This is a genomic window from Ornithinimicrobium jinqii, from assembly GCF_045032595.1.
Lineage (GTDB): Bacteria > Actinomycetota > Actinomycetes > Actinomycetales > Dermatophilaceae > Ornithinicoccus.
Genome location: NZ_JBJFZS010000024.1, coordinates 105,934 through 121,240 on the forward strand (window position 1 = coordinate 105,934; position 15,307 = coordinate 121,240).

At 71.2% G+C, this 15,307-nt stretch carries 16 protein-coding genes; 9 read left to right on the forward strand and 7 right to left on the reverse strand.

Going from position 1 to position 15,307, the window contains the following annotated elements; translation table 11 throughout:
* Nucleotides 1–65: 65 nt before the first annotated feature.
* Entirely contained in the window at nt 66–1,184 is a 1,119-nt protein-coding gene (locus ACI3ET_RS12010; RefSeq protein ID WP_405033289.1) for a Gfo/Idh/MocA family protein, read from the reverse strand.
* A gap of 300 nt (nt 1,185–1,484) precedes the next feature.
* Between ACI3ET_RS12010 and ACI3ET_RS12015 the strand changes: the two genes are divergently transcribed.
* Nucleotides 1,485–2,786 carry a phosphoribosyltransferase family protein gene (locus ACI3ET_RS12015; protein ID WP_405033290.1) on the forward strand — a complete coding sequence of 434 codons (1,302 nt, stop codon included), beginning with the start codon at nt 1,485–1,487 and terminating at the stop codon, nt 2,784–2,786.
* A gap of 290 nt (nt 2,787–3,076) precedes the next feature.
* Here the strand turns inward: ACI3ET_RS12015 and ACI3ET_RS12020 are convergent, their stop codons facing one another.
* Complete coding sequence (locus ACI3ET_RS12020) at nt 3,077–3,520, reverse strand: OsmC family protein (protein WP_405033291.1); 444 nt, start codon at nt 3,518–3,520, stop codon at nt 3,077–3,079.
* Between the two features lie 154 nt (nt 3,521–3,674).
* Between ACI3ET_RS12020 and ACI3ET_RS12025 the strand changes: the two genes are divergently transcribed.
* Together ACI3ET_RS12025 and ACI3ET_RS12030 are read left to right on the forward strand one after the other, a co-directional pair.
* Nucleotides 3,675–4,727 (forward strand): permease, encoded by a 1,053-nt coding sequence (locus tag ACI3ET_RS12025; protein WP_405033292.1) that lies wholly within the window; start codon nt 3,675–3,677, stop codon nt 4,725–4,727.
* Nucleotides 4,728–4,752: 25 nt separating this feature from the next.
* Nucleotides 4,753–4,986 (forward strand): thioredoxin family protein, encoded by a 234-nt coding sequence (locus ACI3ET_RS12030; RefSeq protein WP_405033293.1) that lies wholly within the window; start codon nt 4,753–4,755, stop codon nt 4,984–4,986.
* Nucleotides 4,987–5,016: 30 nt separating this feature from the next.
* Here ACI3ET_RS12030 and ACI3ET_RS12035 read toward each other — a convergent pair whose 3' ends face one another.
* A complete protein-coding gene (locus tag ACI3ET_RS12035) occupies nt 5,017–5,667 on the reverse strand; it encodes a TetR/AcrR family transcriptional regulator (RefSeq protein WP_405033294.1) in 651 nt (216 codons plus the stop codon).
* 233 nt (nt 5,668–5,900) lie between these two features.
* On the opposite strand from ACI3ET_RS12035, the gene ACI3ET_RS12040 reads away from it, so the two are divergent.
* The 3 genes from ACI3ET_RS12040 to ACI3ET_RS12050 all read left to right on the forward strand — a co-directional run bounded on the left by ACI3ET_RS12040 (nt 5,901) and on the right by ACI3ET_RS12050 (nt 7,843).
* Nucleotides 5,901–6,344: a hypothetical protein gene (locus ACI3ET_RS12040; protein ID WP_405033295.1), complete on the forward strand. Its 444-nt coding sequence runs from the start codon at nt 5,901–5,903 to the stop codon at nt 6,342–6,344.
* A 110-nt stretch (nt 6,345–6,454) separates the two neighbouring features.
* The gene (locus tag ACI3ET_RS12045; RefSeq protein ID WP_405033296.1) at nt 6,455–6,856 is read left to right on the forward strand and encodes a DUF1003 domain-containing protein; all 402 of its coding nucleotides are present in this window, start codon (nt 6,455–6,457) and stop codon (nt 6,854–6,856) included.
* Between the two features lie 6 nt (nt 6,857–6,862).
* A complete protein-coding gene (locus ACI3ET_RS12050; RefSeq protein ID WP_405033297.1) occupies nt 6,863–7,843 on the forward strand; it encodes a diacylglycerol/lipid kinase family protein in 981 nt (326 codons plus the stop codon).
* Nucleotides 7,844–7,851: 8 nt separating this feature from the next.
* Here ACI3ET_RS12050 and ACI3ET_RS12055 read toward each other — a convergent pair whose 3' ends face one another.
* From ACI3ET_RS12055 to ACI3ET_RS12065, 3 genes are all read right to left on the reverse strand, one after another.
* Nucleotides 7,852–8,505: a phosphatase PAP2 family protein gene (locus tag ACI3ET_RS12055; protein ID WP_405033298.1), complete on the reverse strand. Its 654-nt coding sequence runs from the start codon at nt 8,503–8,505 to the stop codon at nt 7,852–7,854.
* Nucleotides 8,506–8,607: 102 nt separating this feature from the next.
* The gene (locus tag ACI3ET_RS12060; RefSeq protein WP_405033299.1) at nt 8,608–12,198 is read right to left on the reverse strand and encodes an ATP-binding protein; all 3,591 of its coding nucleotides are present in this window, start codon (nt 12,196–12,198) and stop codon (nt 8,608–8,610) included.
* 80 nt (nt 12,199–12,278) lie between these two features.
* Complete coding sequence (locus ACI3ET_RS12065; protein WP_405033300.1) at nt 12,279–13,325, reverse strand: zinc-dependent alcohol dehydrogenase family protein; 1,047 nt, start codon at nt 13,323–13,325, stop codon at nt 12,279–12,281.
* A gap of 153 nt (nt 13,326–13,478) precedes the next feature.
* Here ACI3ET_RS12065 and ACI3ET_RS12070 point away from each other — a divergent pair, with 153 nt between their 5' ends.
* Nucleotides 13,479–13,838, forward strand: coding sequence for a VOC family protein (locus ACI3ET_RS12070; protein ID WP_405033301.1), 360 nt, complete (start codon nt 13,479–13,481; stop codon nt 13,836–13,838).
* Between the two features lie 12 nt (nt 13,839–13,850).
* Nucleotides 13,851–14,141, forward strand: coding sequence for a hypothetical protein (locus tag ACI3ET_RS12075; protein WP_405033302.1), 291 nt, complete (start codon nt 13,851–13,853; stop codon nt 14,139–14,141).
* 3 nt (nt 14,142–14,144) lie between these two features.
* On the opposite strand, the gene ACI3ET_RS12080 is transcribed toward ACI3ET_RS12075, so the two are convergent.
* On the reverse strand, nt 14,145–14,606 hold the full coding sequence (locus tag ACI3ET_RS12080; protein WP_405033303.1) for a MarR family winged helix-turn-helix transcriptional regulator: 462 nt from the start codon (nt 14,604–14,606) through the stop codon (nt 14,145–14,147).
* An 89-nt stretch (nt 14,607–14,695) separates the two neighbouring features.
* On the opposite strand from ACI3ET_RS12080, the gene ACI3ET_RS12085 reads away from it, so the two are divergent.
* Nucleotides 14,696–15,238 (forward strand): YceI family protein, encoded by a 543-nt coding sequence (locus ACI3ET_RS12085; RefSeq protein WP_405033304.1) that lies wholly within the window; start codon nt 14,696–14,698, stop codon nt 15,236–15,238.
* Nucleotides 15,239–15,307 lie beyond the last annotated feature (69 nt).

Below are 15,307 nucleotides of genomic sequence, written 5' to 3' on the forward strand. Positions count from 1 at the left end.
CAGGGCCTGGGTGTCGATCGCTTCCGCGACCGGCCGCCTTCTTGTCCCTCGAGCTGAGCCCTTGGCTATGCGTTCCACCGAGCCATGGGTCTCTCCGGCAGCCGCACCACCGTGCCGTCCTCGGCCGAACGACGAGCGGCGTCCAGAACCTCGAGCACAGTGACGGCCTCGCCGATGGTGACGGGCGGCGAGTCCCCAGCGAGGACGGTCCTGGCCACCCCCCGGTAGAAGGCGCCGTAGTCGCCCGGCAGGGTGGGGACGGCCACAGTCTCGTTGCCCGCCTGCAGCGCGCCCCACTCCGAGTCGTCGACGCTCCCCCAGCCCGGCCCGCCCGGCAGGCGGCCCTCGGCCAGCGCAGCCTCCTGAGGGTCCATCGTCGTCACGCCCACGTAGGTCGTGTCCCGGCCGACGACGTGGAAGCGCGGCAGCGGTCCTCCGACCGTCAGGCTCATGGTCAGGTGAGCGACGGCACCGCCGGGGAAGGTCAGCCCCAGGAACGCGTCGTCCACCGCTCGGGCGCCCGCACGTCGGGTGCCGAGCTCGGCGTAGACCGTCGCCGGGCGGCCCAGCAGCAGCAGCGCCTGGTCGACGAGGTGCGGTCCCAGGTCGAAGTGCACACCGCCGGCTGCCCCGGGGGCGGGATCGTCCTTCCAGGCCCGTCCCGGCGCGGCGACGGTCTGCGGTCGCCACCGCTCCCACCGGATCTCCGCCCGCTGCAGGGGTCCCAGCCGGCCACGGTCCACGAGGTCGCGGACGGTGCGGAAGTCGCCGTCCCAGCGGCGGTTGTGGAACGGGATGCACACGCGTCCGTGCTCCGCGGCGACCCAGGCCACCGCCCGCGCCTCCTCCGCGGTCGGCGCCACGGGCTTGTCGACGACGACGTGGCGCCCCGAGCGCAGGACCGCCATGGCCAGGGGCACATGGGTGGCGTTGGGCGTGGTCACCACCACCAGGTCCAGGTCGGCGCGAGCGAGCAGCTCCTCGACCGACCCGACGACCTCGGCGAGCGGGTGCCGCTGGAGGACGAGGGCCCGACGGCCAGGGTCGGTGGTGACGACGGCCACCAGGTCCAGCTCGGGGGTGGCGTCGATGAACGGCGCGTGGAACGAGGACCCGCCGAGGCCGTAGCCCACGAGCCCGACGCGCACGCTCGCCGGCGGTCCGGCCGCTCCCGTTTCTGCCATGCCCGATCGTCGCACGGCTGCGGTGGCAGGTTCGTTCGTCAGTGCCGTCAGCCGAGCGTCGAGGGCCCCCTCAGGAGGGAGAGCACTGTGAAAGTGCAGGAAAGGCAGCGCCGGGCCTTCAGCGGCCCCCAGCACGATCGTGGGTCCCGAAGAGGTGCTCGAGCAGGCGGGCACCCGGAGAAGTGGCACGCACCGTGCATCTGGTGCAAGGAGACCCGGTCGAGGACGGCGGTCGCCGATCACCGTGGCTTCTTGCCACACCCGGCTCGCAGCGGCAGGGTGGGGTTCGAGGAGGTGTCCATGAGCTTCGTCGACCGGGTCGATGCCGGCCGCCGCCTGGCAGCCCGGCTCGGCCACCTGACGCAGGAGCCGGTGGTGGTGCTGGGCCTGCCCCGGGGCGGTGTACCCGTCGCGTTCGAGGTCGCGCAGGCGCTCGGGGCGCCGCTGGACGTGATCGTGGTCCGCAAGCTGGGCGTGCCGTACAGGCCCGAGCTGGGCATGGGTGCGATCGGGGAGGGCGGCGCCCGGGTGATCAACCAGGACATCGTCCGGCTCGCCCGCGTGTCCGAGTCTGAGCTCGCCGAGGTCGAGGCCCGGGAGCGGGTCGAGCTCGAGCGGCGCGCCCGGCGCTTCCGCGGCGAGCGGCCCCGGCTGTCGCTGCGCGGGAAGACGGCGGTGATCGTCGACGACGGTATCGCCACCGGTGCGACCGCGCGTGCCGCGTGCCAGGTCGCGCTTGCCCAGGGCGCCGCGCGCGTGGTGCTGGCGGTCCCGGTGGCCCCGCCGGGGTGGACGTCGCGCTTCAACGAGACCGACGAGCTGGTCGCCGTCGAGACGCCGGAGCCCTTCTACGCGATCGGTGAGTCCTACGACGACTTCTCCCAGACACGCGACGAGGCGGTGATCGAGTACCTGGAGCGGGCCCACCGCGGTTCTGTGGCGTCGGCGCCGGTGGGTGCCCGCGACCGGGAGCTCACGGTGCCCGCGGGGCCCGTGGCCCTCGGCGGGCACCTCACGATCCCCGAGCACCCCACCGGCATCGTGGTGTTCGCCCACGGCAGCGGCAGCAGCCGGCACAGCCCCCGGAACGGCTTCGTGGCCGAGCGGTTGAACGGGGCTGGCTTCGGCACCCTGCTGTTCGACCTGCTCACCGACGACGAGGGGCGCGACCGCGCCAACGTCTTCGATATCGAGCTGCTGGCCCGGCGGCTGGTCGACGTGACCCGCTGGCTGGCGACCCAGCCCGGCGTCGCCGGCCTGCCGCTCGGCTACTTCGGCGCCAGCACCGGAGCCGCGGCCGCCCTGTGGGCCGCCACCGATCCCGGCGCGCGCATCGCTGCGGTGGTCTCCCGGGGCGGACGTCCCGATCTGGCCGCACCCCGACTGGCGCAGGTGACCGCGCCCACGCTGCTCGTGGTGGGCGGCCACGACGACGTGGTGCTCGACCTCAACCGGCAGGCGGCGGCGCTGCTGGTGCGCTGCGAACACGAGGTGACCGTGATCCCCGGGGCGACGCACCTCTTCGAGGAGGTCGGAACGCTTCGGGCTGCGGCCGACGCTGCCCGGCAGTGGTTCGCCCGCTACCTGCTCATCGACCCTTAGCGCCGGACAAGCACGTCCTGCGACACACCCCTGACAAGACGTCGCGGACCTGCCATCGATCCCCAGGCGAGTCCGGACGTGGGGCCGGGCCCGGGGCGCCCGGACACGAGCAGCATGCGCCACCAGGTCGCGCATGTTCAGGCCGGTGAGCAGGGTGGGCGTCAGCTCGGGACGGCTGTGCCGGGCGACGAATACCTTTGCTGGGGAGGCTGATCCAGATCTCCTCGACCGTGTGCGCCGTCGCCGTCGGATTGCTGAGGCCACGTCACAACAGCCGCGTGGCGAGCAGGTCAAGGAGCGTGGGCCTCGATGCGTCCATCGATCTCGCAGACCGCAGCAAGGGTGTTGTAGACGGTGCCGAACTTGGCCAGGTTGCGGTGGACCAGCTCGAGGCGACGCTCAGGCTCGTCGGTGCCTACGGTCAGGACGTAGTCGATCGCCACGAACGTCGGCGGCCGGTCCTGGCGGCGTGCGTCGACCTGGACGTGGGCCGAGGTGTACGAGAACCCGGTGAGGGCCGCGGCCCTGGCGAGGTTCTTGAGCAGGCACGCGGCGAAAGCTCCGGCCAGCAGGTCTGCCGGGCCGGGGTCTTCGGTGGGCGGACCGCCCCAGGCGGCGGCCAGGGGGATGTCGGTGCCGGCGGCGTGGAGGACGGCAGCGCCTTCGTGCACCGCCTCTGCGGTGATGCGGTACGCCTGGGGGGCGCTGCCGTCGGGGGGCTGGTGGGAATCCATCCACCCAGGATGCTCCGGGTCACCGGTGGACCGCGCGGGTTGGGTGCGACCTCGACGTGATCGTTCTCACCCCACACCACCCGCCGCGGTATCGCCATACCGGGGCTAACATATAGATAGGTGTGCATACGAAGCACGTGAGGGGTGAACGTCGTTGACTCTGCCCGACATCCGGCCCATCCGGACGACCCGTCCGGCACGGACCGTGGCGGCCCTCATGGTCGGCGCCCTGGCGTGGGTCGGGGCGTACTGGGCGAACGAGCGGGTCTGGGACTGGGCCTTCGAGGCCCTCGGCGTCGACCTGGCGACCCCGGCCGGCGGGGCCGTCCACTTCTTCCTCTACGACACCGCCAAGGTGCTGCTGCTGCTGGTGGGGATGATCTTCCTCATCGGGATGGTGCGCACCACGATCCGCCCCGAGAGCGTGCGCGCCTATCTGCTGGGCAAGCCGCTGCCCGTCGCTCTCGGCCTGGCCGCGCTCTTCGGGGCCATCACCCCGTTCTGCTCTTGCTCCTCGATCCCGCTGTTCATCGGCTTCGTTGCCGCCGGCGTCCCGCTGGCCGTGACGCTCACCTTCCTCATCGCCTCGCCGCTGGTCAACGAGGTCGCGGTGGTCATGCTCGGCGAGTCGTTCGGATGGGGCATCACCACCGCCTACGTCGCCGCCGGCCTCAGCCTGGCGATGGGCCTGGGCGCGATCTTCTCCCGGATGGACCTGGACGACCAGGTGGCCGACTTCGTGCGCAGCACCCCGACCGCCCGGCTGCTGCAGGAGACCGGGCGGCGGCACACCCTGGCCGACCGGGTCGCGGCCGCCCGGCAGGAGACGGCCGAGATCGTCCACCGGGTCTGGAAGTGGGTCATCGTGGGCGTGGCCGTCGGCGCCGGCATCCACGGGTGGGTGCCCGCCGAGGTCCTGGCCACCTACGCCGGACCGGACAACCCCCTGGCCGTCCCCGTCGTCACCGCCGCCGCCGTACCGCTGTACTCCAACGCCGCCGGCGTCATCCCGATCGCCGAGGCCCTGTGGGCCAAGGGCATGGCCACCGGCACCGTCCTGGCCTTCATGATGGCCACCGTCGCCCTGTCCCTGCCAGAGTTCGTCCTGCTCAAGCAGGTCCTCAAGCCCCGCCTGCTCGCCCTCTACTTCGGCTCCGTCGCCGCCGGGATCATAACCATCGGCTTCGTCTTCAACGTCCTCTTCTGACCCCGCACGACGAACGGAGAACCAGATGAACATCAAGATCCTCGGCCCCGGATGCCGCAACTGCGAAGCCCTGGAGAGGGAGACCCGCGCCGCGCTCGACACGCTCGGGATCGAGGCCACCATCGAGAAGGTCACCGCCTACCCCGACATCGCCGCCTACGGGGTCATGTCCACCCCCGGCCTCGTCGTCGACGAACAGGTCCTGGTCTACGGACGCGTCCCCAAGCGCGACGAGATCGCCCAGCTCCTGACGCGCTGACCCCGACCAGGGCCGGGTGCAGCCGTGACGTCATGCCTGCGTGGGGGCGGTGAAGTCGGGTAGCGGTAGCCTGGAGATGCGGCGAGCCGAGGGTGCCGGCAGCCCGAACATCCGCAGCAGGTCCTCGGCCACCCGGTCGGTGGTCTCCTCGACCTCGCGGTCCGGCTTGTCGTGAAAGAGCTGACCGAGGGCGAGCAACGCTCCGGCGGTGATCGTGACCGCCACGTCGAGGTCCTCGACGTCGAAACGGCCTGCATCCACGGCGGCCGTGATGTCTCGCCGGACCCGTGGCGCCAGCCCGTTCTCGGCGCTGATCAGACGGAGCACGTTGTTGAGCAGGACCCGGCTGAGCTCTGGCTCCCGCCGGTGCAGCCGCCCGGTGAGCCGGAAGCTGCAGGCGAACACCTCAGCAGGGTCCTCCAGCTCGGCGGTGAGTCTGTCGACCCGCTGGCCGTAGGCCTCCATCACTGCCTCGACAGCGGCCTCGAACAGTTGCTCCTTGGTCTCGAAGTGGTTGTAGAAGGAACCCATCCCGACGTCAGCGGCCTGGGTGATCTCCAGGATCGGCACGCTCGTCCGGCCCTCTGCGATGAGCGTCTGCGCCGCCCCGATGAGAGCAGCACGCGTCTGGGCCTTGCGGCGGTCCAGCCGGTTGGTCGGCTGCGTGGGTGCGCTGGTCATGTCGGCTCCTCTCTGTCTCGTCTCCGGTTGCGCATCGATCTTAGCCTGGCCAGTCAGGATTGACGAAAACCTCACGTGCACCTCCTGCAACCGCCCGGCATCGGCGAATGCTGAGGCTTGCGTCACAGTTGACCGTGAAGCCTTGTCGTACCTGCACTCCTGACGTTATCGTCAGTAGTGCAGGAGTATGACACGTGGCCCACATCGGGCCGACCCAACGGAGGTGGTTACGCATGACGCAGCACCCAGACTTTTCCACGCGACTAGATGATCTGCAGCAGCGCGTCGAGAAGGCCAAGTCGGCGGTGGAGACGGCCGCGAACGAGTCCGATGCACAGCTCACGGAGCGGATCGAGTCGGCTGCGGCCGATCTGGACCAATCCGTCGAGGACACCCGCCGCGAGGTCTCGGACGCCGCCGACAGCGCCAAGGCCAAGTGGGCGCAGCTGAAGGCGGACGCCGCGGCCAAGATGAGTGACGCCAAGGCGAACATGGACAAGAGGGTCCTTCACGTGGACGCCAAGGTCGCCGCGTCTGACGCAGACTGGGCAGAGGCAGATGCGCTCGAAGCCCTCGACTTCGCAGACTGGGCCATCGGGAACGCGCAACTGGCTGTCCTCGACGCCACCCACGCCCGCATCTACGCCGACCGGCTCAAGGCTGCAGACAACGCGTGACATCAGGGACTGGTGATCAGGAGACCCAGGTCTCCTGAGACCGGATGAGCGCCGCCGCGGGCAGGAGTCACAGTCCTGCCCGCGCAGCGTCATCGCGTAGGGAGGGTGTCATGACCACGCGGCCGAAGCCCGCGGAACCCGCCAGCCCGGCGCTGCTGCGGCATCTGAGGGAGCGCAGCAGGCGTCGGGAGAACCGCGCTGCGGACCAGATCACACGGTTCGCCGGTTCGATGAAGTTCGTGTACATCCACGTCATCTGGTTCACCCTGTGGATCGGCCTGGGCGTCGAGGACTATCCGTTCGGGCTGCTGACGATGATCGTGTCGCTGGAAGCCATCTTCCTGTCGACATTTGTCATGATCAGCCAGAACCGCGCCGACGAGAAGCGTCACGTCATCGCGGACGAGGCGTGGCGGACGGTCCAGGAGGAAGAGCGGCAGAACGAGAAGCTGCTACGCCTGTCCAGCGAGATCCTGGATCTCACCAAGAAGCTCCACGCGGGGACGGAGTAGCGGCACATGAGCCGACCACGGCATCCAGCCCCGGCGCTGTCGCGGCTGATGGACCTCGGCTGGCACCCGGTCGATCCTCCTCGACGCCCTGCGCTGCTCGTCAACCCCAACTCGGGCGGGGGCGCGGCGACCCGTGCCGGGGTTCTGGAACGGGCCCGCGAGCGCGGGATCCGCACAGTGACCGTCAACTCCGGCGACGACTTCGGAGCACACGCCCTCGAGGTCGTGGCCGATGGTGCGGATGCCCTCGGGGTGGCAGGTGGTGACGGGTCGCTCGCGGACGTTGCAGCAGTCGCTGCGACGCACGGGGTGCCTTTCATCTGCATCCCGGCCGGGACGCGCAACCACTTTGCGCTGGACCTCGGTGTGGACCGGCAGGACGTGCCCGGGGCCCTCGACGCGTTCACCGACGGGGTGGAACGCCTGATCGACATGGGCGAGGTGAACGGGCGGACCTTCCTGAACAACGTCTCCCTCGGAATCTACGGAGAGGCGGTCCAGCAGGCCGGCTACCGCGACACGAAGGTCCGCACCCTGGCGGAGACGGCGCGCAGGGTGCTTGGACCCAGTAGGCGCACTCCGGCCCTACGCCTCGTCGACGACTCCGGACGAGAGCATGCACAGCTCGCTGTCCTGCTCGTCTCCAACAATCCGTATGCGCTGAACGGTCCGGGCCTCGGCACTCGACCGACCCTCGACAGCGGCCTGCTGGGGATCCTGGTGCTCGACACGCCTGACGAGAAGCAGCACCCCCCGGGCCGAGCGTGGAGCGTTCCTCACCTGGACGTCCAGGCCCCTGGGACTGTGCATGCCGGCATCGACGGCGAGGCGGTCGAGCTGGTCGCCCCCCTGGAGTTCGCCACCCGCCCTGCGGTGCTGCGGGTCCGGATCTCAGCGCGGCACCCGGGCGCTTCACCGGCAGCCAGGCTCCCCTCCCTCAGGTCACGCGGCCCTGCTGCAGGACCCCTCGCCACGACCGCCGAGTAGTCACGGCATCACCCTTCCTCTGTGCTCGTCCGAAACTGCCGGTTGCGGGCTGCCCCGACCATGGCCGCGATGCCTGCGCCCAGGATGGCGCCGATCACCACATCGCCCGGGTAGTGCACACCGGTGTGCACTCGCGAGTACGCGACACCTCCGGCGAGGAGGCGAAGGGGCACCGAGAGTTCTGGAAGATACCCGCTCATGGTGTGGGCGAACGCGAACGCCGAGGCCGCGTGGCCGGACGGGAAGGAGTCCGACTCCGGCATCGGCACGCCGCGAGCCTCGAACCGAGCGGGCTCGACCCGATCCGGTCGCCGCCTCCGGGCGAGCGGCTTGATCCCGATGTTGACGGTCGCCGAAGCTGCTCCGATCGCCAGCAGCGACTCGGTCGCTGCTCGGCGCCCGTTCTTCCCACCAACCACGGCCGTTGCTGCTGCGATGCCCAGCCACAGGACCGAGTGGTCAGCCGACCTGGAGAGCCTGCGGAAGTGTCCGTCCAGCACCGGGGTGGAGGTTGCCGCCACCGCCTCGTACACGGCCCGGTCCAGCGCCGCGAGCTCCTCCAGCGGCGTCACCAGCCCAGGGCCGGCACCTGTACGGCCGGCCAGGGACTGCGCCAAGGAGTCCCCAGCTGGATGCGGCGGTTCGCCGATGCGCTGCGACATAGGACCATCGTACGGAGGAGGCGCTCCCGCGGTCGAGGACAACCATCGGGGGCGCCGTGACGGAGGCGCCCGCAGAACCACGTCGGCGGCAGGATCCGTGCGCTACCCGTGCACCGCCCCAGGAGCGCCTCTCGCCGGTGACGCCACGTCGGCGAGGGCCACCAACGCCCGGCAGTCCGCGATCGACAAGAACCCTGCGCGCACCGTGGCGTCGGCGATGAGCGCCGCGCGCCGTGCGAGGAAGCGGCCCGAGGTGGCCGCCACGTCGTCCGCCCAGGGGTCGTCGAGCGCCTCCAGGACACGGTGGCACGCCAGCAGCCCGCGACCGGGGTGCTGCTCGCCGCCCGGTTCGGGTCCGTCCGGCCCGATGGTCGCGACAGCCTGCCGTGCGACTGTCCTGGCCTCCTCCGGGCGCCCTGCCAGGAGCAGCGCCTCGGCCAGGATCGCCTCGGCCTGGACCGTCTCGACCCGCAGGCCCAGCGCCCGGGTCCGGTCCCTGGCCTCCCCCAGGTCCGCCACGGCCGCTGCCCCGTCACCCGTCGCCAGACGGGCCAGGCCCAGAGCGAGGGCTGACTGCGCCAGCGCGAGCGGAACCCCGCTGAGCGCCGCGGCGGCCTGGGCCCGTCCGGCCAGCTCCAGCGCCTCCCCGGGCCTGGACTCGTCCAGCGCCAACGCGCTGAGGGACGTGAGCGAGTGGCAGACGAAGTAGTGCAGCCCGTGCTCCTCCCCGAGACGCACGCCACGCTCGAGGTGGGAGCGAGCCGCTCCCGTCGAGCCGGTCAGTCGTTCGGCCTCGCCGAGGCGCTGCAGCGACGACACCACGCCCTCGAAGTCCTCCACGGACTCGGTCAGTTCCAGCGAACGCCGGGCGGTCACCAGCCCCTCGTCCAGGTGACCGGTGTCGAGAGCGATGCTGGTGAGGTTGCCGAGCACGATGCCCTGACGCACCACATGGCCGCTGGCGGTGAAGACGGCCAACGCCTCCTCGCAGTGCACCCGCGCCTCCTCCATCCGACCCGCCAGCATGAGCACCGCCGCGAGCTGCCCACTGACCAGCGCCAGACCCTCGTCGTCCCCGACCTGCCGGAAGTGGCCGGCGGACTGCTCGAGCAGGCCGACGGCGAGCGCCTGCTCGTGGAGGTTCGTCGCCACGACGCCGAGCAGCCGCAGCGCCTCACCCACCTGCAGCAGGGTCCCGCACTCACGGGCCAGGTCCAGCGCCGCCTGCAGGTGGTCGCGCGCCTGGCGGTGCTCGCCGGAGAACGCGAGCGAGCGGCCGCTCATGATCCGCGCCTCCACCTCCTCCTCCCGCAGCCCGACGGCGCCGGCCAACCGGGTCGCCTCCTCCGACACGCCCACGGCATCGGCATACTCCGCGTGGAAGAACAACCAGCGCCCGCGTGCCACGAGGACCCTTGCCCGGCGACCGGGGTCGTCCCCGGCCGCTTCGGCGAGAGCGTCCAGGACGACGCGCTGCTCCTCGCGCCGCCCGGTCCGGTCGAGGACCCGCTCCTGCTCGAGGAGGACCTCGAACAGCAGGTCGCCGTCCCGCGTCGCCCGGGCGGCCCGGGTGAGCAGGTCGAGAGCCTCGTCGTTGGCGTAGGTGCGGGCGGCATGGCGGGCGGCGCTGAGGAGCCAGGGGGCCGCGACGTCGTCCTGACCGGCGGCGAGCAGGTGGTGGGCGACCGTGCCGGCGTGCTCGTCGAGACGTCCGCTGAGGCTCGCGGTCTCCAGCAGCCAGTCGGCGGCCCGCGCGTGGTAGCGCCGTCGCTCCGGCGTGAGCAGGCAGTCGTAGGAGACGTCACGCAGCAGGGCGTGCCGGAACGCGAACTCGCGGGCCTGCGCGAACGCGGACGACGGCCGCTGGTGGACCACCTCGCGCAGGCGCAGTGCGTCGTAGGCCCCGGCAGGGGGCGCGGACTCCTCGGCAGCAAGGTGGTCGACCGCAGCGTCCCAGAAGACGCGGCCGATGACGCTGGCCCGGTCCACCAGGGCGCGCTCAGGCCGGGGTAGGGCGTCGAGCCTGGCCTCCAGCAGCGCTCGCAGAGTGCCGGGCACGGCCGTGGTCACCGGGGAGGGGAGCACGGTCCAGTGCTGGGGGCCCGGGCGGATGGTCCCGGTGTCCACGAGCCAGGCGATGACCTCCTCGACGAAGAACGGATTGCCCTCTGCGGCGTCGACGGCCAGGGCGCGCACCCAGTCCGGCACGGCCTCCACCCGCTGGAGAACCTCGGTGACGAGCAGCCCTGTCTCACGGCGGGACAGCGGCTGGAGCCGCACGTCCCGATGCCCCGGCAGTCCCTCTCCCCAGTGCGGATGCTGCTCGAGCAGGGTCGGTCGCGTGGTGGCCACGACGAGCAGCGGGACCGGTCGGGGGCTGGACTGCAGGTCCATCAGGAGGTCCAGCACGGGCCGGTCCGCCCAGTGCAGGTCCTCCAGCAGGAGCACGACGGGCGCTTCCTCGCACATCGCGCGCACGGCGGCGTCGAGGCTGGCCCAGGCGCGACGCTGCAGTGTGGCCGGGTCGACCGAAGGAGAGGTCCCGCCGGGGGTCGCCGGGGTCGTGAAGCCGACCCAGGCCATCAGCTCCTCCGCCCCGCCCACCGAGCCTGCCGCCATGGCCGCCATCCCCTCGCGCCACTTGGCGAGGACCTCCGGCGGAGTATCGGTGTCCTGGATCGAGAAGCGCTCCGCGAAGGCGGACCGCAGGACCCCACGCGGGACCCCCTCGGCCGTCGGGTCGGCCCGACCGCGCAGCAACCACGCCGGTTCGGGCAGGCCGGCCAGCCAGGCCTCGAAGTCGGCGAGGAGGCGCGACTTGCCGATCCCCGCGTCGCCGACGACGGTCACCACGGTCGAGGTGTGCTCCTCGACGGTGTCCTCGAACAGCTTGGTGAGCTGCTGCAGCTCCACCTCGCGCCCCACCGTCCGGGTGGACACACCCTCCAGGCCCCGGGCGGTGCTCCAGAACCCCGACTCCGCGGCCGAGTGGACCAGGAAGGTCCGCACGGGGCGGTCCAGGCCGCGCAGGTCCAGCTCGCCGTGCTCCTGCAGGCCGAATGAGCCGCGCACGTGGCGCGCCGTCGCCGCGGAGAGCAGGATGGCGTCGGGCGGCGCGGCGGTCTGGAGCCGGGCGGCGCGGTTCATCGTCGCTCCGACGACCACGAGGTCACCGTCGCCTCGTTCGTCGAAACGACCGAGGACCACCTCCCCCGTGTCGATCCCGACGCGCGTCTTGAGGGCCTGTCCGTGCTCACCCCCTACCTCCGTGGCCAGCCGGGCGAGCGCGGGCCGCACGGAGACCGCTGCCCTGACCGCCCGGTGCGGGTCGTCCTCGCGGGCCCGGTCCATGCCGAAGACGCCCACCACGGCGTCGCCGATGAACTTCTGAACCTGGCCGTCGTGCGCCTCGATCGCCTGCCGCCAGAGGGCGAAGTAGCGGCCCATCAGCTCGCGCATCGCCTCGTCCCCCAGCGCAGCGGTGAGCGGCGTAGAGCCCACCACGTCGCCGAAGAGCACCGTGACGAGCTTCCGACGGTCGCCCGGCTGGACGGTGAGCCGGTGTCGCCGCGTCAGCAGGGGACGCAGCGCCGCGTCGACGACGGCGTCGCCGAGCGTCTCACGCTGCTGCTCCAGGGCGGCGATGCCCCGGTCCAGGGCGTCCAGCTCCCCTGCCGTGCTGTCCACGGGCATGAACCGATGATGCTCGCGAACGCCCGCGCTGTCGAGGGGTGCGAACGGACACCGGAAGCGTCACGCGCGAGAGGGTCCGCTCACGCCGTGACGATGACCTTGAGCGCACGCTCGTCCGCCGCGCGGGAGAAGGTGTCGTACGCCTCCTCCCACTGGTCGAAGGTGAACCGGTGGGTGACGAACTTCTCCGGGGCGATCTTGCCGGCCGAGATGTCGTCGAGCAGCTGCTCGGTCGTCGTCGCGTTGACCAGCCCGGTCGTGATGGTGATGTTGTTGATCCAGTCACGCTCGAGCGGGAAGTTCACCGGGGCGCCGTGCACCCCGACGTTGGCCACCCGGCCACCGGGACGGATCGCATCCAGGCAGGTCCCGAACGTCTGGGGAATGCCGACCGCCTCGATGGCGACGTCGACGCCGGCACCGCCACGTCCCATGGCGCGGATCTGCTCCAGCGCGTCCGGTCCGGCCTCGATCGTGTCGGTGGCTCCGAAGTCTCGGGCCGCCTCGAGGCGGAACGTGTTGCCGTCGACCGCGATGACCCTCGTGGCGCCGGCGGACGCAGCCGTCATGATCGCGGCCAGACCGACGGGTCCGGACCCGACGACGGCGACCACGTCACCCTCCTTGACGGCGCCGTACTGCACGCCGATCTCGAAGCCGGTGGGCAGGATGTCGGAGAGCATGGTGCCCTGCTCGGCGGTGACGCCCTCGGGCAGCGGGATGAGCCCGTTGTCGGCGAAGGGGACACGGACGTACTCCGCCTGGGTGCCGTCGATGAGGTGCCCGAAGATCCAGCCGATGCCCCCGAGGGTCTGGCAGTGCGACGTCAGCCCCTCCTTGCAGTAGTCGCACTCCATGCACTTGCTGATGCAGGAGATGATCACGCGGTCGCCGACCTTGACCTTGGTGCAGGCCTCCCCCACCTCGGTCACCACGCCGACGCCCTCGTGCCCGAGGATCCTGCCGTCGGTGACCGCGGGCACGTCGCCCTTGAGGATGTGCAGGTCGGTCCCGCAGATCGTGGTGGTCTCCACCTTGACGATGGCGTCCGTGGGGTCCTGCAGGACCGGGTCGGGGACGTCCTCCCAGGCCTTCTGTCCGGGACCGTGGTAGACGAGTGCCTTCATGGTGCTTCCTTTCGCCGGGCGGCTCGACGGCGGCCGGCGGATGCCCCGCCGGCCATCGGCGTGCGAACTGCTGCTGCGGTCCACACTAGTGTTTGTAGTAGATCTCGGCGAGGTGTCGTGCGCCCTTGCCAGGTGTCGGTCCAGGATGGCCCCATGACCCTGCAGATCATCCACATCACCGTCGACTGCGCCGATGCCGCGCGGCTGGCGACGTTCTGGGGCGCGGCGCTCGGCCTCCAGGCCCACCCCCGGGCCACGGCGGAGTTCGCCTCGCTCGCGGTTCCCGACCGCGGTGCGCCCGGCTGGCTGTTCTTCCAGGTGCCCGAGGGCAAGACCGCCAAGAACCGCCTGCACCTCGACCTCGGCGCCGACGATCTCGACGCCGAGACCGAGCGGCTCGTCGGGCTGGGTGCGAGGGTCCTGCACGAGAAGCACGAGTGGGGGACGCACTGGCGCACCCTCGCCGACCCGGAGGGCAACGAGTTCTGCGTGGTGGGACAGGCGCCGGACTGAGAGGATCCCCCCATGACCTTCCCCGCCCAGGGCCACCCCAGCGACGACGAACCCCGCCCCGACGCGCTCCCCGGCGCCGAGCCTGCAGACCCGTGGGCCGAGGAGGAGGCCGTCCGTCGTCAGACGGAGCAGGAGTGGGTCGCGGAGAGCGGGGGAATGGGCCCGATCCCCGCGCGGACCTGGTCGAGAGGGAACACCCGCGTCACCGTGGGAGGCTGCTGCCTGCCGCTGCCGATCGGCTGCCTCACGACACTGGTGGCCGCCGGACTGGTGGCGGCGAAGATCGTCCGCCGCGGTCGCTGAGCCTCAGCCCTCGGCGCGCCCCAGGACCCGCTCGAGGAAGGTGCCGAGCAGGTCCAGCTCCTCCGTCGTCATCCCCTCCAGGAACAGTGAGCGGACCGCCCGCACATGACCGGGCGCGGCGGCGTCGAGCGCCGCCCGACCCTCCGCCGTCAGCCGCACGTAGGACCCCCGCCCGTCGTCCGCGCAGTCCTCCTTCGCGACCAGCCCGCGGCACGCCATACGCCGCAGGTGGTGGGAGAGGCGGCTGCGCTCCCAGTGCATCTCATCGGCGAGAGCAGAGATCCGCAGGCGCTGCTCGTCCGCCTCGGAGAGCCAGACCAGCGTCTCGAAGTCCTGCATGGACAGCTGGCTGTCCTGGTGGAGGGCACGCCCGAGCGCAGCGGGCAGCTCGGTCTGGACGCGCAGCCACCGACGCCACACCTGCTGCTCGCGATCGGACAACCACGGAACCTCTTCGACAGCCATGACCGTCACACTACCACTTGCTTGACACGTCACCTTCAATTGTTCTAGCGTTGGTGACACATCAACCACCTCTTCGGAAGGACCACCGCATGTCCCTCAACGAGCTCAACGGCACCTACACGATCGACCCGGCCCACTCCCGCGTCGGCTTCTCCACCCGCCACGCGATGGTGACCAAGGTCCGTGGCGCCTTCAACGAGGTCAGCGGCCAGGCCACCACCGACCCGAGCCTGGAGAGCGCGTCCATCGAGGTCACCATCCAGACCGCCAGCATCGACACCCGCAGCGCCGACCGCGACGGTCACCTCAAGTCGGCCGACTTCTTCGACGTCGAGACCTACCCGACGATCACCTTCCGCTCCACCGAGGTCGTGGCCTCGGACGTCGACACCCTGCGCGTCACCGGCGACCTGACCATCAAGGACGTCACCCGTCCGGTCACCGTCGACTTCGAGTACGCCGGCTCGGCCCAGGACCCGTTCGGCAACACCCGCGTCGGCTTCGAGGGCTCGACCGTCGTCAACCGCAAGGACTTCGGCCTGACCTGGAACGCCGCCCTCGAGACCGGTGGCGTCCTCGTCTCCGAGAAGGCCACCCTGGAGTTCGAGGTCTCGGCCATCAAGGCCGCCTGACACTTCAGCGCCAGCTCCCCGCACAAAGACCCCCACCGCGGCACTGCTGCGGTGGGGGTCTGCGCCGTG